General features: G+C 69.5%; 16 protein-coding genes and 1 pseudogene. 4 read left to right on the forward strand and 13 right to left on the reverse strand.

Annotated features, from left to right (window positions below; genetic code table 11):
* Positions 1 to 101 precede the first annotated feature (101 nt).
* The 10 genes from ITI46_RS18930 to ITI46_RS18975 form a co-directional block, all read right to left on the reverse strand.
* Positions 102 to 1,004: a CDP-alcohol phosphatidyltransferase family protein gene (locus ITI46_RS18930; protein WP_209240842.1), complete on the reverse strand. Its 903-nt coding sequence runs from the start codon at positions 1,002 to 1,004 to the stop codon at positions 102 to 104.
* Positions 991 to 1,689 (reverse strand): phosphatidylserine decarboxylase, encoded by a 699-nt coding sequence (locus ITI46_RS18935; protein WP_247746214.1) that lies wholly within the window; start codon positions 1,687 to 1,689, stop codon positions 991 to 993. The genes ITI46_RS18930 and ITI46_RS18935 overlap by 14 nt, the downstream gene beginning before the upstream one ends.
* Positions 1,690 to 1,859: 170 nt before the next feature.
* Positions 1,860 to 3,074 (reverse strand): acyl-CoA dehydrogenase family protein, encoded by a 1,215-nt coding sequence (locus ITI46_RS18940; RefSeq protein WP_209240843.1) that lies wholly within the window; start codon positions 3,072 to 3,074, stop codon positions 1,860 to 1,862.
* Between the two features lies 1 nt (position 3,075).
* A complete protein-coding gene (locus ITI46_RS18945) occupies positions 3,076 to 3,600 on the reverse strand; it encodes a MaoC family dehydratase (RefSeq protein WP_209240844.1) in 525 nt (174 codons plus the stop codon).
* Positions 3,601 to 3,603: 3 nt separating this feature from the next.
* Positions 3,604 to 4,575, reverse strand: a complete 972-nt coding sequence (locus ITI46_RS18950) for an HpcH/HpaI aldolase/citrate lyase family protein (protein ID WP_209240845.1) — start codon at positions 4,573 to 4,575, stop codon at positions 3,604 to 3,606.
* Positions 4,572 to 6,668, reverse strand: a complete 2,097-nt coding sequence (locus tag ITI46_RS18955) for an ethylmalonyl-CoA mutase (RefSeq protein WP_209240846.1) — start codon at positions 6,666 to 6,668, stop codon at positions 4,572 to 4,574. Before ITI46_RS18955 ends, ITI46_RS18950 begins: the two co-directional genes overlap by 4 nt.
* Positions 6,669 to 6,677: 9 nt before the next feature.
* Entirely contained in the window at positions 6,678 to 8,015 is a 1,338-nt protein-coding gene (gene ccrA, locus ITI46_RS18960) for a crotonyl-CoA carboxylase/reductase (RefSeq protein ID WP_209240847.1), read from the reverse strand.
* A gap of 384 nt (positions 8,016 to 8,399) precedes the next feature.
* Entirely contained in the window at positions 8,400 to 9,944 is a 1,545-nt protein-coding gene (locus ITI46_RS18965) for an amino acid permease (protein WP_372452001.1), read from the reverse strand.
* A 129-nt stretch (positions 9,945 to 10,073) separates the two neighbouring features.
* Complete coding sequence (locus ITI46_RS18970; RefSeq protein ID WP_209240848.1) at positions 10,074 to 10,865, reverse strand: TetR family transcriptional regulator; 792 nt, start codon at positions 10,863 to 10,865, stop codon at positions 10,074 to 10,076.
* Between the two features lie 101 nt (positions 10,866 to 10,966).
* Entirely contained in the window at positions 10,967 to 12,751 is a 1,785-nt protein-coding gene (locus ITI46_RS18975; RefSeq protein WP_209240849.1) for a 3-hydroxyacyl-CoA dehydrogenase family protein, read from the reverse strand.
* Positions 12,752 to 13,114: 363 nt separating this feature from the next.
* On the opposite strand from ITI46_RS18975, the gene ITI46_RS18980 reads away from it, so the two are divergent.
* Together ITI46_RS18980 and ITI46_RS18985 are read left to right on the forward strand one after the other, a co-directional pair.
* Positions 13,115 to 13,762: a HEAT repeat domain-containing protein gene (locus tag ITI46_RS18980; protein ID WP_209240850.1), complete on the forward strand. Its 648-nt coding sequence runs from the start codon at positions 13,115 to 13,117 to the stop codon at positions 13,760 to 13,762.
* A 17-nt stretch (positions 13,763 to 13,779) separates the two neighbouring features.
* Positions 13,780 to 14,318: pseudogene (locus tag ITI46_RS18985) on the forward strand (pyridoxamine 5'-phosphate oxidase family protein).
* 15 nt (positions 14,319 to 14,333) lie between these two features.
* Here ITI46_RS18985 and hpnR read toward each other — a convergent pair.
* From hpnR to ITI46_RS19000, 3 genes are all read right to left on the reverse strand, one after another.
* The gene (gene hpnR, locus ITI46_RS18990; protein WP_209240851.1) at positions 14,334 to 15,863 is read right to left on the reverse strand and encodes a hopanoid C-3 methylase HpnR; all 1,530 of its coding nucleotides are present in this window, start codon (positions 15,861 to 15,863) and stop codon (positions 14,334 to 14,336) included.
* Positions 15,864 to 16,061: 198 nt separating this feature from the next.
* A complete protein-coding gene (locus ITI46_RS18995) occupies positions 16,062 to 16,472 on the reverse strand; it encodes a RidA family protein (RefSeq protein WP_209240852.1) in 411 nt (136 codons plus the stop codon).
* 13 nt (positions 16,473 to 16,485) lie between these two features.
* Positions 16,486 to 17,553, reverse strand: coding sequence for an Rv2578c family radical SAM protein (locus ITI46_RS19000; protein WP_209240853.1), 1,068 nt, complete (start codon positions 17,551 to 17,553; stop codon positions 16,486 to 16,488).
* A gap of 174 nt (positions 17,554 to 17,727) precedes the next feature.
* Between ITI46_RS19000 and ITI46_RS19005 the strand changes: the two genes are divergently transcribed.
* Both ITI46_RS19005 and ITI46_RS19010 read left to right on the forward strand, forming a co-directional pair.
* Complete coding sequence (locus tag ITI46_RS19005; RefSeq protein WP_209240854.1) at positions 17,728 to 18,180, forward strand: SRPBCC family protein; 453 nt, start codon at positions 17,728 to 17,730, stop codon at positions 18,178 to 18,180.
* 238 nt (positions 18,181 to 18,418) lie between these two features.
* Positions 18,419 to 21,220 (forward strand): MFS transporter, encoded by a 2,802-nt coding sequence (locus ITI46_RS19010; protein ID WP_247746215.1) that lies wholly within the window; start codon positions 18,419 to 18,421, stop codon positions 21,218 to 21,220.
* Positions 21,221 to 21,348: the final 128 nt, after the last annotated feature.

Genomic DNA, 21,348 nt, shown 5'->3' on the forward strand with positions numbered 1-21,348 from the left:
GGCACAGCCGCGCCCCCAGGCACAGCCACACCCCCCCCGCAGACACGAGAAAGGGGCCCGCCACAGCGTGGCGGGCCCCTCACGGCAGAGCAGGCAGCGGATCAGCCCTGGGCAGCAGCGCGGGCCTCGCGGCGGTTGTCCCGGAAGGCGTTCACCCGGCGTGCCGTCGCGAAGAGCGGAATCACAGCGCCCAGCACCACCTGAAGCGCACATCCCGTCTGCAGCAGCAGCTCGCCCCCGGGCGCGTCGAACGCCCAGGAGGCCAGCAGGCCCATGCTGAGCACGATCCAGCACAGCATGGCCACGGCCAGCCGCCCCCGCGGCTTCGGGTACTCGACACGGCTGACCATCAGCCACGCGACGCCGAGAATGCCGAGCGCGGTCGGCACGAAGGGCAGCTCCAGCAGCACGATCGAGATGACGGTCAAAGCGCCGAAAGGCCCCGGCATGCCCTGGAACATCCCGTTCCGCATGGGCACGCAGGAGAACCGCGCAAGCCGCAGCACCACCGCCAGCAGCACCACCACAGCGGCGACCACGGAGATCCGCTGGTGTGCGTCGTTGGCGACCATGCCCCAGACGGCCACGAAATACGCGGGTGCCAGCCCGAAGCTGATCAGGTCGGAGAGGTTGTCCAGCTCGGCGCCCATGGCCGAGCTGCGCAGCTTGCGTGCGACCAGCCCGTCGAAGAGGTCGAAGACGGCCGCCATCAGCATGAGCACCACGGCCGTGGCGGCGCTGTGCCGGGCCATGCCGCCATCCTCGCTGCCGGTCAGATGCGGGATGAGGACGCCGGTGGTGGTGAAGTACACCGCCATGAAGCCGCAGGTCGCGTTGCCCAGCGTGAGGGTGTCGGCGATCGACAGCCGGGTCGACAGCGGCATCTCGTCGTCCGCGTCGTCGGCGTACTCGTCGAAGTCCCCGTCCGCGTACTCCGCGTAGTCGGCCTGGCGGTCCTGGGCCGGGACCCAGGGCGCCTTCGCGTCGGGATCAATCACGGTCAAGGCGAGTCACCCCCGCTGTCGTGGTCTGACCGACCTCCACGGCCGTCTCGACGCCCTTGGGGAGGTAGACGTCCACCCGGGAGCCGAACCTGATCAGCCCGAGGCGCTCGCCCTGCTCGACCTTGGCACCACTGGGCAGGTAGGGAACGATCCGCCGGGCCACGGCGCCGGCGATCTGGACCATCTCGATATCGCCCAGCTCGGTGTCGAAGTGCCAGACGACGCGCTCGTTGTTCTCGCTCTCCTTGTTGAACGCGGGAACGAAGCCGCCGGGGATGTGCTCGACGGACGTCACCGTGCCCGCGAGGGGGGCGCGGTTGACGTGGACGTTCAGCGGGCTCATGAAGATGGCGACGCGGGTACGGCCGTCCTGCCACGGCATGATGCTCTGCACCACGCCGTCGGCCGGGGAGATCACCCGGCCCTGGCCGATTTCCCGCTCCGGGTCCCGGAAGAACCACAGCATCCCGGCGGCGAGCGCCGTCGCGGGCACGGCGACCAGTGCGGCGCGCTTCGACTTGCGGGCGCGGGCCAGGCTGAGGGCTGCCGTCGCGACGGTCGGTGCGAGCCACGGCGAGGCTCCGCGCGCGAGGCGCACACGAGGTGTGCGGGATGCGCCGGAGCCGGGGCCGTCAGCGCCGGACGAGGGAGAGCCGCTGGGTGCTGTGGATGGGCTGTGGGGCATGAATGACCTTCGTAGCGGAGGGAGCCGCGTAGGTTGACAGGGGACGGCGGCTTTCCCGGGATGCTATCGGTTTCTGATGGCAACTGGGCAAGCCAGCGGGCCAGTCAGTGGCCGAAGTCCCGGTTCGGGGTGTGATCTTGAATACCAAGAAAACACCCCGAAAAGGACATTCAGCCCTGGCTACGGTACTCCTCCAGGAGTCGTCGGCCCACGATCATTTTCTGGATCTCTGCGGTTCCTTCGCCGATCAGCAGCATCGGCGCCTCCCGGTAGAGCCGCTCGATCTCGTATTCCTTGCTGAAACCGTACCCGCCGTGGATGCGGAAGGCGTCTTCCACGACCTCCTTGCAGTACTCGGAGGCGAGATATTTCGCCATCCCGGCCTCCAGGTCGTTGCGTTGACCGGAGTCCTTCTTGCGAGCTGCGCCCACCATCAGGGCGTGAGCTGCCTCGACCTTCGTGGCCATTTCGGCCAGCTTGAACTGAATGGCCTGATGCCCGGAGATGGGCTTGCCAAACGTGTGACGCTGCTGCGCGTATGCGATCCCGAGCTCGAAGGCACGCTGTGCGACGCCGCAACCACGTGCTGCGACATTTACCCGGCCGACCTCGACCCCGTCCATCATCTGGTAAAAACCGCGGCCCGTCGCGCCGCCGAGTACCCGGTCGGCCGGAATCCGCAGGTCGTCCATGATCAACTCGGTGGTGTCGACGCCTTTGTAGCCCATTTTGTCGATCTTGCCGGGGATGGTCAGCCCGGGCCTGACCTGGCCGAAACCGGGCTCCTTCTCCATCAGGAACGTCGTCATCGACTTGTGCGGAGCCGTGCCTTCCGGGTGCCCCTCGTCGGTCCGGCACAACACGGCCACCAGCGTCGAGGAGCCACCGTTGGTCAGCCACATCTTCTGCCCGTTGAGCAGGAAGTCGCCGGAACCGTCCGCTGCCCGCACGCCCTTGGAGGTGATGGCCGACACATCGGAGCCCAGCCCCGGCTCGGACATCGAGAACGCGCCACGGATCTCGCCGGTGGCCATCTTCGGCAGGAAGTGGTCCTTCTGCTCCTGCGTGCCGTGCTGCTTGAGCATGTACGCCACGATGAAGTGCGTGTTGATGATGCCCGACACACTCATCCAGCCGCGGGCGATCTCCTCCACGCACAGCGCATAGGTGAGCAGCGACTCACCCAGGCCGCCGTACTCCTCGGGGATCATCAGGCCGAAGATCCCCAGCTCCTTCAGACCCTCGACGATCTCGGTGGGGTACTCGTCCTTGTGCTCCAGCTCCGTGGCGACAGGGAGAATCTCCTTGTCGACGAAGTTCCGCACCGTCGTGAGGATTTCTTGCTGTATCTCCGTCAGACCCTCGGTCTGCGCCAGCCGGCCCATCTCACCTACCGCCCTTCGGTGCCGGCTCCCGCAGCTCGGGACGGCCCGGCTGTTCCCCGCCACGCTCCTTGACGTACGTCTCGGTCGGCACCATCACCTTGCGCCGGAAGACGCACACCAGCGTGCCGTCCTGCTTGTAGCCCTTGGTCTCGACGTGCACGATTCCGCGGTCGCTCTTCGACTTCGAGGGAATCTTGTCCAGCACCGTCGTCTCGCCGTAGATGGTGTCCCCGTGGAAGGTCGGCGCCACGTGCTTGAGCGATTCGATCTCCAGGTTGGCGATCGCCTTCCCCGACACGTCCGGCACCGACATCCCCAGCAGCAGCGAGTAGATGTAGTTGCCGACCACCACGTTCTTGCCGAAATCGGTCGTCGATTCGGCGTAGTTGCTGTCCATGTGCAGCGGGTGGTGGTTCATGGTCAGCAGACAGAACAGGTGGTCGTCGTACTCGGTGACCGTCTTGCCCGGCCAGTGCTTGTAGACGTCGCCGACGGTGAACTCTTCATAGGTGCGTCCGAACTGCATGGCTCAGCCCTCCGGAGGGGTGAAGGTCGAGGTCCGCTGCATCCCGGCCGCGCGGCCCTTGCCGGAGACGACCAGCGCCATCTTGCGGCTGGCCTCGTCGATCATCTCGTCGCCGAGCATCGCCGAGCCCTTCTTGCCGCCCGCCTCCGAGGTGTAGTACTCGTACGCGTCCAGAATCAGCTCGGCGTGGTCGTAGTCCTCCTGGGAGGGCGAGAAGACCTCGTTGGAGACCTCCACCTGGCCCGGGTGCAGCACCCACTTGCCGTCGAAGCCGAGCGCGGCGGCCCGCTGGGCGACCTTCCGGTAGCCCTCCACATCGCGGATCTGGAGGTAGGGCCCGTCGATGGCCTGGAGGTCGTGCGTACGGGCCGCCATCAGGATCCGCATCAGGATGTAGTGGTAGGCGTCGGCCGGATAGCCGGGCGGCTGCTCGCCCACCACCAGGGACTTCATGTTGATGGACGCCATGAAGTCGGCCGGGCCGAAGACGATGGTCTCCATCCGCGGCGACGCCGCGGCGATCGCGTCCACGTTCACCAGGCCCTTGGCGTTCTCGATCTGCGCCTCGATACCGATCCGGCCGACCTCCAGGCCCACCGTCTTCTCGATCTGCGTCAGCAGCATGTCCAGCGCCTGCACCTGAGCCGCGTCCTGCACCTTCGGCAGCATCACGCAGTCCAGGTTGGCGCCCGCGCCCTCCACGACGGTGACCACATCGCGGTAGGTCCACTCGGTGGTCCAGTCGTTGACCCGCACGACGCGCGTCTTGCCGCTCCAGTCGCCCTCGTTGAGGAACTTCACAATGGTGTGCCGCGCCTCCGGCTTGGCCAGCGGGGCGCAGGCGTCCTCCAGGTCGAGGAAGACCTGGTCGGCGGGGAGGCCCTGCGCCTTCTCCAGGAACCGCGGGTTGCTGCCGGGCACCGCCAGGCAGGAGCGCCGCGGACGGAGCGCCCGCTGCCGGTTGTCGCTGTTCACGAGGTGACCTCCACTGGTTCTCGCTGGTCGCGCTCACTGCGCTGATCGTGCGCCGGGAGCTTGTGCTGTGTCCGGATCTCGTCGACGATACGGCCGATGATCCGGGTGATCCCGAAGTCCTTCGGGGTGAAGACGGCGGCGACCCCCGCCTCGCGCAGCGCCCGCGCGTCCGCCGACGGGATGATCCCGCCCACGATCACGGGGACGTCGGCCGCGCCCGCCTTCCGCATCCGCTCCAGCACGTCGGGCACCAGTTCGGCGTGCGAGCCGGAGAGGATGGACAGGCCCACGCAGTGCACGTCCTCGGCGAGTGCCGCCGAGACGATCTCCTCGGGCGTGAGCCTGATGCCCTGGTAGACCACCTCGAAGCCCGCGTCCCGGGCCCGTACGGCGATCTGTTCGGCGCCGTTGCTGTGGCCGTCGAGCCCCGGCTTGCCCACCAGCAGCCGCAGCTTGCCGACGCCCAGCTCCGCCGCGGTGCGCTCCACCTGCCGGCGGACCTCGTCCAGCTCCGAGCCCTCCTCGGCGCTGACCGCGACCGGGGCCGAACTCACCCCGGTCGGCGCGCGGAACTCGCCGAAGACCTCGCGCAGCGCCCCCGCCCACTCCCCGGTGGTGACCCCGGCGCGGGCGCACTCCAGCGTGGCCTCCATCAGATTGGTGTCGCTCGCCGCCGCCTCCCGCAGCGCCGCGAGGGCCTGCTCGGCGCTCGGGTACAGCCCCGGCTCGCGGGTGCCCTCGCGCCAGAACGGCTCGTCGCGGGTCTCGCGCCAGCGCTTGACGGCCTCCACGGTCGCCGCCTCACCGGCCGGGTCGACGGTCAGGATCGCGGTGTCCAGGTCGGCGGTGAGCGGGCTCGGCTCGGTCGACTCGTAGCAGTTGACGCCGACGATCTTCTCCTCGCCCGACTCGATCCGGGCCCGCCGCTCCGCGTGCGAGGCGACCAGCTGGGACTTCAGATAGCCGGACTCGACGGCCGCCATCGCTCCGCCCATCTCCTCGATCCGCGCCATCTCGGCCAGCGACGCCTCCACCAGCGCGTCCACCTTGGCCTCGATCACATGCGAGCCGGCGAAGATGTCCTCGTACTCCAGCAGATCGCTCTCATGCGCCAGCACCTGCTGGATACGCAGCGACCACTGCTGGTCCCAGGGCCGGGGCAGGCCCAGCGCCTCGTTCCAGGCGGGCAGCTGCACGGCACGGGCCCGCGCGTCCTTGGAGAGGGTGACGGCCAGCATCTCCAGCACGATGCGCTGCACGTTGTTCTCGGGCTGCGCCTCGGTAAGGCCCAGCGAGTTGACCTGCACGCCGTAGCGGAAGCGGCGCTGCTTGGGGTCGGTGATGCCGTAGCGCTCACTGGTGATCCGGTCCCAGATGCGGGTGAAGGCCCGCATCTTGCACATCTCCTCGACGAAGCGGACGCCCGCGTTCACGAAGAACGAGATCCGCGCCACCACCCGCCCGAACTCCTCAGGCGGCACCTGCCCGCTGTCCCGTACCGCGTCCAGCACCGCGACCGCCGTCGCCATCGCGTACGAGATCTCCTGCACCGGCGTGGCCCCGGCCTCCTGCAGGTGGTAACTGCAGATGTTCACCGGGTTCCACTTGGGCAGATGGGCGACCGTGTAGGCGATCATGTCGGTGGTCAGCCGCAGCGAGGGCCCCGGCGGGAAGACGTGTGTCCCGCGCGAGAGGTACTCCTTGACGATGTCGTTCTGCGTCGTGCCCTGCAACTGGGAGATGCCTTCTTCTCCAAGGCCTTGTTCCTCCGCGACCACCTGGTAGAGCGCCAGCAGCCACATGGCGGTGGCGTTGATGGTCATGGAGGTGTTCATCTTCTCCAGCGGGATGCCGTCGAAGAGCCTGCGCATGTCGCCCAGATGGGAGACCGGCACCCCGACCCGGCCCACCTCGCCGCGGGCGAGGACGTGGTCGGGGTCGTATCCGGTCTGGGTGGGCAGATCGAAGGCGACGGACAGCCCGGTCTGCCCCTTGGCGAGGTTGCGCCGGTACAGCTCGTTGGACGCCTCGGCCGTGGAGTGGCCCGCGTATGTCCGCATGAGCCACGGCCGGTCCTTCTGACGCTCAGTCATCGGGCCGTCTCACACGTTCCTGAAGCGGTTGATGGCGTCGATGTGCTGGGCCCGCTTCTCCGTGTCGCGCACGCCCAGGCCCTCCTCGGGGGCCAGGCACAGCACGCCGACCTTGCCCTGATGGACGTTGCGGTGCACGTCGTGCGCGGCCTGGCCGGTCTCCTCCAGGGGGTACGACTTGGAGAGCGTCGGGTGGATCTTGCCCTTGGCTATCAGCCGGTTGGCCTCCCACGCCTCGCGGTAGTTGGCGAAGTGCGAGCCGACGATCCGCTTCAGCGACATCCACAGGTAGCGGTTGTCGTAGCTGTGCTCGTAGCCCGAGGTGGAGGCGCAGGTGACGATGGTGCCGCCCTTGCGGGTGACGTAGACGCTCGCGCCGAACGTCTCGCGCCCCGGGTGCTCGAAGACGATGTCCACGTCCTCGCCGCCGGTCAGCTCGCGGATGCGCTTGCCGAAGCGCTTCCACTCCTTGGGGTCCTGATTGTGCTCGTCCTTCCAGAACCGGTAGCCCTCGGCCTTGCGGTCGATGATGGCCTCGGCGCCCATCCGGCGGCAGATCTCGGCCTTCTCCTCGCTGGAGACGACACAGATCGGGTTGGCGCCGCCGGCCAGCGCGAACTGGGTGGCGTACGAGCCGAGCCCGCCGCTGGCGCCCCAGATGAGCACGTTGTCGCCCTGCTTCATACCGGCGCCGTTGCGGGAGACCAGCTGCCGGTAGGCGGTGGAGTTGACCAGCCCCGGCGCTGCCGCCTCCTCCCAGCTGAGGTGGTCCGGCTTGGGCATCAGCTGGTTGGACTTGACCAGCGCGATCTCGGCGAGCCCGCCGAAGTTGGTCTCGAAGCCCCAGATCCGCTGCTCGGGGTCGAGCATCGTGTCGTTGTGCCCGTCGGCGGACTCCAGTTCGACGGAGAGGCAGTGCGCGACCACCTCGTCGCCCGGCTTCCAGGAGTTGACGCCCACGCCGGTACGCAGCACGACGCCCGCCAGGTCGGAACCGATGATGTGGTACGGCAGATCGTGCCGCTTGGCCAGCGGCGAGAGCCGGCCGTAGCGCTCCAGGAAACCGAAGGTGGACAGCGGCTCGAAGATCGAGGTCCACACGGAGTTGTAGTTGACCGAGGAGGCCATCACGGCCACCAGGGCCTCGCCGGGACCGAGTTCGGGCAGCGGCACCTCGTCGAGGTGCAGGGACTTGCGGGGGTCCTTGTCCCGGGTCTCCAGCCCTTCGAACATGCCGGCCTCGTCCTTGTGGACGGTCATGGCGCGGTAGGACTCGGGCAGCGGGAGGGCGGCGAAGTCCTCCGGCGAGGTGTCGGACGCGAGGATCGCGTCGAGGATCTGGTTCACGGAATGCCTCCGGCGAAGCGCGAGCTTGCAAGGTCGCTTGAGGGACGTCGGTTGTGAGGCAGTGCCGTCGGTTCGGCTGTGCTGGTGGTGCGCGGGTGTGCGCGGGTGCTTGTGACGCCAAGCGGTCCGGGGCACGCGGTTTGGGCCGCGGGGACAGCGCCCGGACTGACGCCAAGGTATGACACTCAGTGCCAGTACACAAGGCACCCTGTGCCGTGAATTCTCACATGGCGCGATCTGCCCTCATCTGAGCGATGATCGATCAGAAGCCGCCCCGAAGGGGCGCGGGGCTGTATCGATATGCGGCTCCGCCGCGTGGGCGCGACCAGCCACGGCGAACCCGCAGACTGCGGCGGGGGATCAGGGGCACCCCCTCCCCAGCGGCTACGGCACGTGATGCGGCAACGGCTCCTCACCGCGCCGCAGTCGGCTCCTCCGCCGCCCGTACCCCGCATACAGCACGGCCCCCACCCCCATCCACGCCCCGAACCGCGCCCACGTCTCCGCAGGCAGATTCAGCATCAGCCACAGCGAGGCCAGCACCGAGGTGATCGGCAGTGCGGGCACCAGCGGGGTACGGAAAGCGCGCGGCAGGTCCGGCCGGGTGCGGCGCAGGATGATGACACCCAGCGCCACCACCGCGAACGCGAAAAGTGTCCCGATATTGACGAGTTCGGCCAGCTCGGAAAGGCTGACAAACCCCGCGATCACCGCCACCACCACACCGAGCAGAATGGTCGAGCGGTACGGCGTGCCGAACCGGGGATGCACCCGCGCGAAGGCCGGCGGCAGCAGCCCGTCCCGGCTCATCGCAAAGAACACCCGCGACTGCCCCAGCAGCAGAATCATGCACACGGTCGTCAGCCCGACCGCGGCGCCGAAGCTGATCAGCCCGGCCCAGAACGGCTCACCGACGGCCTTGAACGCATCGGCCAGCGGCGCGTCCACGGTCAGCTCCGTGTACTTGCGCATCCCGGTGACCACGATCGAGACCGCGATGTACAGCACCGTGCAGATGACCAGCGAGCCGAGAATGCCGCGCGGCATGTCGCGCTGCGGGTTGTGGGTCTCCTCGGCGGCCGTGGCCACCACGTCGAAGCCGATGAACGCGAAGAAGACGATGGCGGCGCCGGTGAAGATGCCCATCACGCCGAACGTGGTCTGCTGGTATCCGGACATCAGCTGGATCAGCGGCGCCGCGAAGCCGGACCCGGAGTCCATCGCCCCCTGGGCCGGCGGGATGAAGGGGTCGTAGTTGTCGGCCGTGACGAAGAACGCACCCGCGAGGATCACCAGCAGCACCACCCCCACCTTGATCGCCACGACGGTGGAGGTGACCCGCGCCGACAGCTTCATGCCGACGACCAGGATCACCGTCAGCAGCAGCACCAGCACACTGGCCAGCAGATCGAAGCCGAAGCCGGTCTGATCACTGGTGCCCGAGAGCCAGTCCGGCAGATTCCAGCCGATGCTGTCCAGCAGCGAACGGACGTATCCCGACCAGCCCACCGCCACCACGGCACAGCCCAGCGCCAGCTCCAGCACCAGGTCCCAGCCGATGATCCAGGCGGGCAGCTCACCGAGCGAGGCGTACGCGAAGGTGTAGGCGGAGCCGGCCACCGGGACCGTGGAGGCGAACTCGGCGTAGCACAGCGCGGCCAGTGTGCACACCAGACCGGCGGCGGCGAACGAGATGGCCACCGCGGGCCCCGCCGTCGACTTGGCCACCTGGCCGGTCAGTACGAAGATGCCGGTGCCGATGATCACGCCGACGCCGAAGACGGTCAGATCCAGTGCCGAGAGCGACTTGCGCAGCCCGCCCTCGGGGTCGTCGGTGTCGAGAATCGATTCCTCGACCGACTTGGTCCGCAGCCACGGCCTGGACCGCTTCGCCTTGTGTCTGGGGCCCTTCGCCCCACCCGGCGCCACCGACACTGCGCACCTCCACGTCGCCTTCGCGCCATGGTTTCCGCTCGCCGGCCCGGTAGCGGGTATGCGGGGCGCAGCTGCGGGCGCAATTCACCCGACTCACTCAGGGGGTGGCCGCGGACCGGAGGGTCAGTCCCGGGAGAGTGCGCGTTCGATGGTGGACATGATCTCGCCGAGCGGGGCGTCGGTACGGGCGACGGTCACCAGCACCTCGTCCCGGCGCTCCACGGCCGCCGCCGGCTGCTCGGCGCTGGGGCGGTGCGCACCGAAACCGGTGCCGAACGTACGCCGCACGATGGCGAAGGCGTGGTCGAGCTGCGCCATCACATCGCCGGCCGCGCCCGAGCGCAGCCAGCGCCGCAGCACATGGTTGTGCGCGGTCACCACTGCCGAGGCCGCCACCTCGGCCAGCAGCGGCTCGTCGTAGCCGCTGACGCCGTCGCGGTGCGCCTCCTCGTCGAAGTGGCCCAGCAGATAGCGGGTGAACAGCCGCTCGTAGCGGGCCACGGAGGCGATCTCCCGCTCCCGCAGCGCCGGCACCTCGCGGGTGAGCTTGTACCGCTCCACGCTGCCCTTCGGCGAGGCGGCGTACATCTTCATGACTTCCTTGATGCCCCGGCACACGGTGTCCAGCGGATGCTCGTGCGCGGGTGCCGCCTCCAGCACCGCCTGGGCTCTCACGAGGGTGTCGTCGTGGTCGGGGAAGATCGCCTCTTCCTTGGAGCGGAAGTGCCGGAAGAAGGTGCGCCGGGCGACGCCCGCAGCCGCCGCGATCTCATCCACCGTCGTCGCTTCGTAACCCTTCGTGGCGAAGAGCTCCATGGCAGCGGCGGCCAACTCACGGCGCACCCTGAGTCGCTGGGTTGCGGCACCGTTCGCACGCTGGCTGGTCGTACGGGAGTTCTTCTCGGGCTCTGGCATGTGGTGAACGTTACACGCCGTGACGGACTCGGGGGACGGGCTGTTCGCCGGGCCGCCTGCCGGCGGTTCCAACAGCCCGCCCCATCCGGTGCCCAGGCCGGTCACCGGCGTGCGTACTCGCGGAAGCCGCGCCCCGTCTTCCTGCCCAGGCAGCCCGCGGCGACCAGATGTTCCAGCAGCGGAGCCGGCGCCAGCCCGGGGTCGCGGAACTCCTCGTGCAGCACCCGCTCGATCGCGAGCGAGACGTCCAGTCCCACCACGTCCAGCAGCTCGAAGGGGCCCATCGGATAGCCGCCGCCGAGCTTCATCGCGGCGTCGATGTCGTCCAGCGAGGCGTAGTGGTCCTGGAGCATCTTCACGGCGTTGTTCAGATACGGGAAGAGCAGCGCGTTGACGATGAAGCCCGCGCGGTCGCCGCAGTCCACCGGATGCTTGCGGATCTTCGCGCAGATCTCGCGGACGGTGGCCCGCGCTTCCCCTGCGGTCAGCACCGTGGAGACGACCTCGACCAGCTTCATTGCCGGAGCCGGGTTGAAGAAGTGCATGCCGATCACGTCCTGCGGCCTGGAGGTGGCGCGGGCGCAGGCGACCACCGGCAGCGAGGAGGTGGTGGTGGCCAGCACGGCGCCCGGCTTGCAGACCTCGTCCAGCCGCTGGAACAACTGCCGTTTGACGCCGAGCTCTTCGGCCACCGCCTCGACCACCAGATCGGCCGTGCCGAGCGCGTCGAGCGAACCGGCCGGGGTGATCAGCGCCAGGGTGGCGTCCCGGTCCTCGGCCGTCATCCGGCCCTTGGTGACCGAACGCTCCAGCGACCGCGCCACCCGCTCCTTGGCGGTCTGCGCCTTCTGCTCGCTGCGCGCCGCCAGCACCGTGCGGTAGCCGGCCTTGGCGAAGACCTCGGCGATACCGCCCGCCATCGTCCCCGAGCCCACGACGCCCACCTCTGCGACCTGCCGGCCCGCGCCGCGCCGCGCCGCCGGGTCCGGGGTGAGCGCGTCCGGCACCACCTCGGCGCTGCCGGGCGCCGCGTAGGTGTAGAAGCCGCGCCCCGCTTTACGTCCCGTCAGGCCGGCCTCGCTCAGCTGCCGCAGGACCGGCGCGGGCGCGTGCAGCCGGTCGTGCGACTGCTCGTACATCGCCTCCAGTACGGTGCGTGCGGTGTCGATACCGATCAGATCGAGGAGGGCCAGCGGGCCCATCGGCAGACCGCACCCCAGTTTCATGGCGGAGTCGATGTCCTCACGAGTGGCGTAGCGGGACTCGTACATCGCGGCGGCCTGGTTCAGATATCCGAACAGCAGCCCGTCCGCGACGAATCCGGGTCGGTCACCGACCGCGATCGGATCCTTGCCCAGCTCCCTGGCCAACTCCGTGACGGCGGCGACCGCCTGGGGCGAGGTGAGCACCGAGGAGACGATCTCCACGAGCTTCATCGCGGGCGCCGGATTGAAGAAGTGCAGCCCCAGCACGCGCTCCGGCCGGTCGGAGTCGGCGGCCAGCCGTGTCACCGACAGCGCGTTGGTGCCGGTCGCCAGGATGGTGTCCGGCTTGACGACGGTGTCCAGCTCGGCGAAGACCTGGCACTTGGTGTCGTAGTCCTCCGGCACCACCTCGATGACGAGATCGGCCTCGGCCGCGGCCTCGAGACCGGAGAAGGTACGGAAGCGCGCCAGCGTTTCCCGGCGCTCGCTCTGCGTCATCCGCTCGCGCTCCACCGAGCGCGCCGTGGAGGACTCCAGCGCGACAACGGCCTGCCGCGCGGCTGCTTCGTTCGTGTCGATGCCGATGACCTCACGCCCGGCGCGGGCGAGAATATCGGCAATGCCGGTACCCATCGTGCCGAGGCCGACGACGGCGATCGTGCGCAGGGGAGGACGGTCCATCAGGGGACTCCAGAGGGTGTGACACAGGCCCCCCGGCGAGGGGGGAGTGGTTGATGAGGGTGAGGGTTTCGTGCACTACCGGGCGCACGTGCGTATGCACGCGCAAGGCAGGGGAGTTACCGGTCACGCCCCGCTGCGCGGCCCTGTCCCGGGGCCCGGTCACGAGGCGGCCCGTACGGACCCGGCGCGCCTGTGCGCGTGGTGGGCCCGCTGCCGAACCGACGTCACTCTCGGCGGCTGCGTCACCAAACCGCCTGAGCGGGGATACCGCTCTGATGAGCACCTTAACTCGTGGGTAACCATAAAGCCAGGGGTAGGAACACTTCCACCGCTGTGGAACTCAGCACGTGAGGGGGAGCCGGAGTGGGCGACGCGTTCCGAGCGCTGATCGACCGAGTGCGGCCCGAGGCCGAGCCCGTCGAGTACGCACGTCTGGTGACGCTGGCCAGGCAGCGCAGCACGGAGGCGCGCGATCAGCTCGCCGCCGTGCTCGTGGAGACCGAACGGCCGCTGTGGGCCCGAGAGATCGCGGCCTTCGCACTGGGCAGCGCCGGCGACCGCAGGGCATTCGAGACGCTCATCTTCATGCTGAACTACCGCGACCCGGTCTGCTGTGCCAGCGCGGCCCAGGCGCTGGAGCGGCTGCGCGATCCCCGTACGGCCAAGGCGGCGGCGGCCCTGGCCACCAACGAGCTGCGCACCGCCTACGCGCTCTACCCCGTCCGGCTGCTGACCGCGCTGCGTGCCCCGGAGTCGGTGCCCACCCTCATCAACGTCCTCCAGCGCCTGCTGATCGGCCCGCTGCACTACTGGCCGATCGCCGAGGCGTGCGTCGTCGGCCTCGGCGCGCTGGGCGACAAACGCGCCATCCCGGTCCTGGACGCCGCGGCCGAGCACCACCGGCTCTCCCCTTCCGCGAAGGCGGCTCTGGCCCGGATCCCCACCCAGTCCCGGCGCGGTGAGACCGAGGAGACCGCGCGCCGGGAAACCCGACAGAAGATGTCGGGTTAGGGCCGCACGCTGTCCGTATGACGACGGAGAACGTGACCGTGCCCGGCGGCGTCAGCTGGCACGGCTTCCACGAGGCCGAGCCCGCCTTCGCCGAGACGGTCGAGCAGCGGTTCGCCACATACACCATGTGCTGGCCACCCTCCGCAAGGACGGTTCGCCGCGGCTGACCGGGCTGGAGGCGGACTTCCGGGCCGGCGAGATGTGGCTGGGCATGATGCCGAACTCGCTCAAAGCGCTGGACCTGCGCCGCGACCCGCGGTTCGCGATGTACGCCAACCCCGGCTCGGGCTCGGACATGGACGGGGGAGACGTACGGATCTCGGGGCGCGCGGTGGAGGTGGCGGACCCGGAGGAGATGGGGCGCTGGGTGGCAGACATGCCGGAGGGCCATGTGCCCGAGGCCTTCCATCTCTTCCGGGTCGAGGTCGAAGAGGCGGTGCGGGTCACCATCGAGGGCGAGGAGATCGTCTTCCGTACGTGGCGGCCGGGCGGTCCGTTGCGCACCATCCGGCGCGGCAACGACGACGCCCCACCGCGCGAGGACCCGGCGGGCTGACGGCTCGGGCCGACGTTATTGCGCGGGCCCGGTCTGCTGTTCGGTCTGCTGCTGTCCCGTCTCCTGGGTGCGGGTGCCCGAGCGGCCGATCGTATGGACGAACAGCTCCTTGCGGCCGGGGGCGCCGCGGCGCTCGGGTACGGGCAGCTCGTATCTGACCGGGCGCGCGTGGTCGGCGAGTTGCCGGTCGGCGTTGTAGACGCGGCCGAACCTCCACAGCATGCGGGCGAAGTTCGTCTGGCCGTGCGCCAGATTGCGGCCCAGCACCCGCAGGGCGCCGATGGCGGTGCTCAGCCCCAGGTGCTTGCGGTTGATGACGGCCTGGGTGCTGACCAGCTCGCGGTAGAAGTGCTCCAGCGGCAGCCGGGTGGGTACGACGGCGTGCTGGATGTCGAAGAGCCGGTAGTCGCGGGTGGTCAGCTGGCGGGCCTCGGTGTGCCAGACCTCCGTGCCCGGATACGGCGTCATGACGGTCAGATGCACGATCTCCGGCACCGCCAGCGCGAACTCGCGTACCAGCCGGAACTGTTCCTCGTCCCACCCGGGATCGACGATCAGGTTGATCGCCACGCTGATGCCCATCCGCCGGGCCTTCTCCAGCGCCTTGAAGTTCTCGTCCGGGCTGATGCGCTTACGGAACTGGTCGAGCCCGTCGGCGTCCAGCGCCTCCATGCCGAGGAACATGTACTTCAGGCCCAGCTTGGTCCACCGTTCGAAGACCTCCTCGTTGCGCAGCAGGACATCGGCGCGGGTCTCCAGGTAGTAGCGCTTGCGGATGTTGCGGCGCTCCAGCTCGGCGGCGATGCCGTGGCCGTGGTCGGGCTTGATGAAGGCGACGTCGTCGACGATGAAGACGTTCGGCTCCCGGATGGACGCCATCTCCTCCGCAGCGGCCTCAGGTGCGGCCCGCCGGTAGCTGCGCCCGTAGAACGTCCAGGCGGAGCAGAAGGAGCAGTCCCAGGGGCAGCCGCGGGTGAACTCGATGGAGGCGCAGGGGTCGAGCTCGCCGATGAAGTAGCGGTTGCGGCGGCGCATCAGATCCCGCGCCGGGCGCGGCCGGTCGATGCTGTCCAGCATCTTCGGGGCCGGACCGCGCCCTTCCGCCGTCACCACGCCCGGCACCGTATGGGCAGCGCCGTCCCGTACGGCCTCCAGCAGCGGGACGACGACGGTCTCGCCCTCTCCGCGGGCGATGGCGTCGACCGCTCCGTCGGCCTGTTCCAGCACATGGTCGCCGATGAAGGAGATGCTGTGGCCGCCGAAGAAGACGAAGCACCCGGGCGCCGCCGCCTTCGCGCTGTGGGCGATCTCGATGGCCTCCGGGATGTTGGCCAGGTAGTTGAGGGAGATGCCCAGTGCCTCCGGCTGGAAGGACCGCAGCTCCTGCTCCAGCAGCTTCCTGCTGAGCACTTGCAGATCGACCACCCGCACCTGGTGCCCCGCTTCCCTGGCGGCGGCGGCCACCCGCTCGAGGCCGAGCGGCTCCAGACGGAGGAAGATTTCCGAGTACATCAGCGCGCTCGGGTGGACCAGCAGCAGGCGCATACAGGCGCTCCAGATCTCCAGGGCAAGGCGGTCGGCGTGCGGTCGTGGCCAGGAATCCCTGGCCAGGGCTATGCCCCTTCGAGGCAAATTATCCGCTAACCGCTCTTACGTCCTGGGACACGCCGGTCCGTGCGCGTATGCCGGAGTTGCCATCGTGGGCCGCAGTCACCTTCGGGGGATCACGGCGCCCCGGCGGGATCACGGCGCCCCAGGCGGGAGGACGGCGAGCGCCTCGATCTCGATCAGGAGCTCCGGCCGCACCAGCCCGGCCACCTGCACGGCGCTGCACGCGGGGAGCCGTGCGGGGTCGAGATGCCGGTCGCGTACGGCGCGCAGTGCGGGCATGACCGCGAGGTCGGTGACGAAGAAGGTGAACTTCACGACGTCGGAGAACGTGGCGTGGGCCTCCGCGAGGCAGCGCTGGAGGTTGGCGAACACCTGCTCGGCCTGAGCCTCCGGATCGCCTTCGCCGACGACCTTGCCGTCCGCGTCGAGCGCCACCTGTCCTGATATCGCGGCGAACCTGCCCTCGCCGATGACCAGATGGCTGTAGCCGTTCCCGGGCGCGAGACCTTCGGGGGTGGCGATGTGAGTGAGTGCTGATGACATGCCGCGCATGCTGTCAGAGCAGGGTGAGCTGGGTGCAGTGGTTTTCCTCCGCGTCCTCCAGGTCCCCGGCGAGCGTCGGTGCGGACGGTTCCGCTGTCTCGATCCGGCGTGCGGCCCCGGAGGTCGAGGGGCCGACGCCGTACTCGGCGGCCAGCTCGTGCACCTGCCGTGTGATGCGCCGCTGATACCACTTGGGTGCGTACGCGCCGCCCGAATAGAGCGCCTCGTAGTGCCGTACCAGGTGCGGGTGGTGCTGGTGCAGCCAGCGGAAGTACCACTCGCGGGCACCGGGCCGCAGGTGCAGCGCCAGCGGCGTCACGGAGGTGGCTCCCGCGGCTGCGATGGCGCGGACGGTGGTCCGCAGCTGGGCCGGCGAGTCGCCGAGAAAGGGGATCACCGGAGCCATCAGCACCCCGCATGGAATGCCGTGCTCCGCGAGCCGCCGTACGACATCCAGTCGCCGCTCCGGGGCCGGGGTGCCGGGCTCGACGGTGCGCCACAGCTCCTCGTCCGTGAAGCCGACGGACACCGAGATCCCGACGTCGGTGATGGCGGCGGCCGAACGCAGCAGATCCAGATCGCGCAGGATCAGCGTGCCCTTGGTGAGAATGGAGAACGGGTTCGCGTAGTCGCGCAGGGCGGTCAGAATGCCCGGCATGAGCCGGTACCGCCCCTCGGCTCGCTGATAACAGTCGACGTTCGTGCCCATGGCGATGTGCTGGCCGCGCCAGCGCGGGCTGCTCAGCTCCTTGCGCAGCAGCTCGGGCGCGTTGACCTTCACCACGATCTGGGTGTCGAAGCCCTCTCCGGTGTCCAGGTCCAGATAGCTGTGCGTGCGTCGTGCGAAGCAGTAGACGCACGCGTGCGAGCAGCCCCGGTAGGGGTTCACGGTCCATTCGAACGGCATCCGTGAGGCGCCGGGCACCCTGTTCACCAGCGAGCGGGCCCGCACCTCGTGGAAAGTCATCCCGCGGAACTCGGGGGTGTCGAACACCCTGCTCGTCACGGCGGAGGCGCCGAAGAGGGCGGGCGTCGCTGTCCGGCTGTGTTCGTCGGCGTCCCTCAGCTCGTCCCAGCGCATCTGCGGCCTCCTCGGTGATGGTGTCGCGTCCCTCTGGCGGCACTGTCGCTTCTCCGTACCAGCTATTAGAACACTCGTTCGTATCGAACGTGTCAAGCCGGATTTGGGGAGCCGACCGGAGGGTGATTGGCTGGCCACCCGTCCAACACAGGCCGTCCAATCACAGGAGGAGTCATGGCGCAGGTCGAGGCGACCACGCAGCGGGAGATCGCCGCCAAGCCCGATGACGTGTTCGATGCGCTGGCGGACTACAGCAGGACCCGGGCCGAACTGCTCCCCGCGCAGTTCAGCGAGTACGAGGTCCGGGAGGGCGGCGACGGCGAGGGCACCCTTGTGCACTGGAAGCTGCAGGCCACCAGCAAGCGCATCCGGGACTGCCTGCTGGAGGTCACCGAGCCCACCGACGGCGAACTGGTGGAGAAGGACCGCAACTCCTCGATGGTCACCACCTGGCGGGTGACCCCGGGCAGCGAGGAGAAGACCGCCCGGGTCACCGTGACGACGGTCTGGAACGGTGCGGGCGGCATCGGCGGCTTCTTCGAGAAGACCTTCGCGCCCAAGGGCCTGGCCCGCATCTACGACGAGGTGCTGCAGCGGCTGGCCGGCAAGATGGAACAGGCTGGCTGACCGGGGCTGTCACACGCCGCGCCGCGCCCTCACCGGATCGAGTGGTTTCCGGGCGAGGGCGCCGCTGCGTCCGGCGCCCCCCTCTGCGGCGAAAACCCCTGTTCGGCAGCTCGACAGGCGCCTCGGGCAACTGAATTGAGCCCCAACAGTCCCACGCCGCGCACCCGAGCCCTGCTTGAACGCTCTTGTCGTGCAATGCGAGAAATACTCCCCCACAGGCAGCGGCAAGGGGAGTGCGATGGGCGGGACCGGCGGGGCCATCCTCGGCAGCAGGGACAACGGGAACCCCGTACCAGGAGCGGTACTTGAGCCCTCCGGAGCCGCGCCGTTCCCGGTCCCGGCCGCCGTCGAAGTCACCCTCGAACTGCCCGGTCAGCGCGAGGTTCCCGTAACGACCACTTCCGTACAGGCGCCAGCCCTGGACCCCGCGGAGACCTCGGTGTGGGCGAACGGGGTATGGGCGTACGGGCGGCCGGGCGCGGCTGAACCGGCTGAAGTGCCCTCGGCTGGAGTGGCCTCGGTGGAAGCGGTGGCGGCCGAAGTGCCCTCGGCCAAAGCGGCCTCAGCGGAAGCCGCCTCGGCGGAAGTCGGCGAGCCAGGAAGGGCTGAGCCGGGAAGGGCCGAGCCGGGAAAGGCCGGGCAGGGAAAGGCCGAGCCGCGCGCGGCCGAGGCGGGGCCCGCGTCCGACCCGGAGGGCGCCGCCCTCTCGCCGCGCCGGCTCCGGCTCGTGTTCGGGGCGTTGATGCTGGCCATGCTGCTGGCCGCGCTCGAACAGACCATTGTCGCCACGGCACTTCCGAAGATCGTCGGCGAACTCGACGGCATGCGCCAGATGTCCTGGGCCGTCACCTCCTACCTCCTGGCCATGACCATCGGGCTGCCCGTCTACGGAAAGCTCGGCGATCTCTTCGGCCGTAAAGGGATCTTCCTGTTCGCCATCGGTGTCTTCACCGTCGGCTCGGCACTGGCCGGCTGGGCCGGATCGATGGAGGAGCTGATCGTCCACCGCGCGGTGCAGGGCACCGGTGCGGGCGGGCTGATGATCGGGGTGCAGGCGATCATCGCGGATGTGGTGCCGGCGCGCCAACGCGGGCGCTACATGGGTCTGATCGGGGCCGCCTTCGGGCTGGCCTCCGTCGCAGGACCGCTGCTGGGCGGCTGGTTCACGGACGATCTGTCCTGGCGCTGGTGCTTCTGGTTCAACGTGCCGGTGGGCCTGCTCGCGCTGCTGGTCACCTCCTTCGCACTCAAGCTGCCGCGTCCCCGGGTGCGGCCCCGGCTCGACGTTCTCGGCGCACTGCTGATGGCGGCGTTCTCGACCTGTCTGGTCCTGCTCACCAGCTGGGGCGGTACGACCTATGCCTGGGGCGACCGCGTCATTCTCGGGCTGGCCGCGGGGGCGCTGGTCAGCGGCGTGCTCTTTGTCGTCGCCGAGCGGTTCGCGCCCGAACCGGTGCTTCCGCTGCGGCTGTTCCGCGACTCCGTCTTCAACGTCACCGGTCTGGTGGGCGCCGCCGTCGGCATCGCACTGTTCGGCGCGGCCAGCTATCTGCCGAGCTTCCTGCAGATGGTCGAGGGCGTCAGCGCCACCTCGTCGGGGCTGCTGATGCTGCCGCTGATGTGCGGGGTCGTCGTCTCCTCCCTGCTCTCCGGCCAGCTGATCTCCCGTACCGGCCTCTACAAGATCTTCCCCGCGCTGGGCTGTGCCCTCTCGGCCGAAGGCATGTGGCTGCTCTCCAAGCTGGACGCGGACACCTCGCGTCAGGTCTTCGGCGTCTGGTCGGGCATCCTCGGCCTGGGTATCGGCTTCGTACTGCCAGTGCTGGTGCTGGCGGTGCAGAACTCGGTGAACCCGACCGACCTCGGCGCCGCCACCAGTGCCAACAACTACTTCCGGCAGATCGGCGGCAGCGTCGGTGCCGCGCTCTTCGGCACCCTCCTCGCACACCGGCTCGCCGACGCTCTCGCCCGCGAACTCCCGCGTGGCGCCGACGAGGTGCCCGACCCGGACTCGATCACTCCGCAGTTGGTACGCGCGCTGCCCGAGCCGCTGCGCGACGGCTACGTCCAGGCGTACGCGGACGCGATGCCGCGGATCTTCCTCTACCTCGTTCCGGTGCTCGTCCTCGGGCTGGCACTGTCCCTCTTCCTCAAGGAGAAACCACTGGTGTCCCAGCACACGCCCGTGCCGTCGGCCCGTACCGCCGAGGCACCCACAGCGCCAGCGCCCGACGCCGAAGGTGCGGCACCGCGGCCCCAGGCACAGCCTCTGCCGCACGCCGCTGGCGTTCCGGTCTGCGGCTCCGTGCGGCACCACGACGGGAGCGCCGTCCCGCGTGCGGCGCTCACCCTCGTGGACACCGCGGGGCGGCAGATCGGACGCGGTGCCACAGGGGACGACGGACGGTACGCGCTCAGCACCCCGGGGGAGGGCGCCTACGTGCTGATCGCGGCGGCGTGCGGGCATCAGCCGCGCGCGGTCAGCGTCACGGTGGGCGAGCGGCCCGTCGACCTCGATGTGGTGCTCGGCGGCGCGGGGCGGCTGGCCGGCAACGTACTGACGGCCGACGGCAACCCGGTCAAGGACGCCATCGTGACGCTCACCGACGTACGGGGCGAGGTCGTCGCCACCACTCGCAGCAGCCGTGAGGGCGGCTACGTCATCACCGAACTCGTCGCCGGCGAGTACACGCTGGCGGCCAGCGCGCCCGTCTACCGTCCGGCCGCACTGCCCGTCTCCGTACAGGCGTCCCGGGAAACCAGGCAGGACATCGAACTGGCCGGCGGCGCCGTGCTGCGCGGCACCGTGCGGGCCACCGGCGGGCGGCCCGTCGAGGACGCCAGGGTGACGCTGCTGGACGCGGCGGGCAACGTCGTGGACACGGCGACGACCGCGGCGGACGGCATCTTCCGCTTCGTGGACCTGGCCTCGGGCGAGTACACGGTGGTGGCCGCCGGCTATCCGCCGGTCGCGACGGTGCTGCAGATCGCGGGCGGCGGCCGGACCGAGCGTGACCTGCAACTGGGGCACGAGGACTGACCCCCGGCCCGGCTCGCGGGCGGCGGACGGGTGGGCGCTCCGGGCGGTGCTCGAGCGGCTGTCCGCACCCGGTGCGTCCCCCCCCGTACGGGCGGCACTTCCCGCGTCGTCCCCTTCCGGCCCTACGG

The sequence above is a fragment of the Streptomyces oryzae genome (genome assembly GCF_017676365.1).
Lineage (GTDB): Bacteria > Actinomycetota > Actinomycetes > Streptomycetales > Streptomycetaceae > Streptomyces > Streptomyces oryzae.

Bases quoted from the DNA above. Each gene is read 5' to 3' on its own strand.
- ITI46_RS19005 (WP_209240854.1), top strand. From the start codon at position 17,728: ATGGCGCAGGTCGAGGCGACCACGCAGCGGGAGATCGCCGCCAAGCCC.
- ITI46_RS19000 (WP_209240853.1), bottom strand. From the start codon at position 17,553: ATGCGCTGGGACGAGCTGAGGGACGCCGACGAACACAGCCGGACAGCG.
- hpnR (WP_209240851.1), bottom strand. From the start codon at position 15,863: ATGCGCCTGCTGCTGGTCCACCCGAGCGCGCTGATGTACTCGGAAATC.
- ITI46_RS18995 (WP_209240852.1), bottom strand. From the start codon at position 16,472: ATGTCATCAGCACTCACTCACATCGCCACCCCCGAAGGTCTCGCGCCC.
- ITI46_RS19010 (WP_247746215.1), top strand. From the start codon at position 18,419: ATGGGCGGGACCGGCGGGGCCATCCTCGGCAGCAGGGACAACGGGAAC.
- ITI46_RS18955 (WP_209240846.1), bottom strand. From the start codon at position 6,668: ATGACTGAGCGTCAGAAGGACCGGCCGTGGCTCATGCGGACATACGCG.
- ITI46_RS18935 (WP_247746214.1), bottom strand. From the start codon at position 1,689: ATGCCCCACAGCCCATCCACAGCACCCAGCGGCTCTCCCTCGTCCGGC.
- ITI46_RS18940 (WP_209240843.1), bottom strand. From the start codon at position 3,074: ATGGGCCGGCTGGCGCAGACCGAGGGTCTGACGGAGATACAGCAAGAA.
- ITI46_RS18970 (WP_209240848.1), bottom strand. From the start codon at position 10,865: ATGCCAGAGCCCGAGAAGAACTCCCGTACGACCAGCCAGCGTGCGAAC.
- ITI46_RS18975 (WP_209240849.1), bottom strand. From the start codon at position 12,751: ATGGACCGTCCTCCCCTGCGCACGATCGCCGTCGTCGGCCTCGGCACG.
- ITI46_RS18945 (WP_209240844.1), bottom strand. From the start codon at position 3,600: ATGCAGTTCGGACGCACCTATGAAGAGTTCACCGTCGGCGACGTCTAC.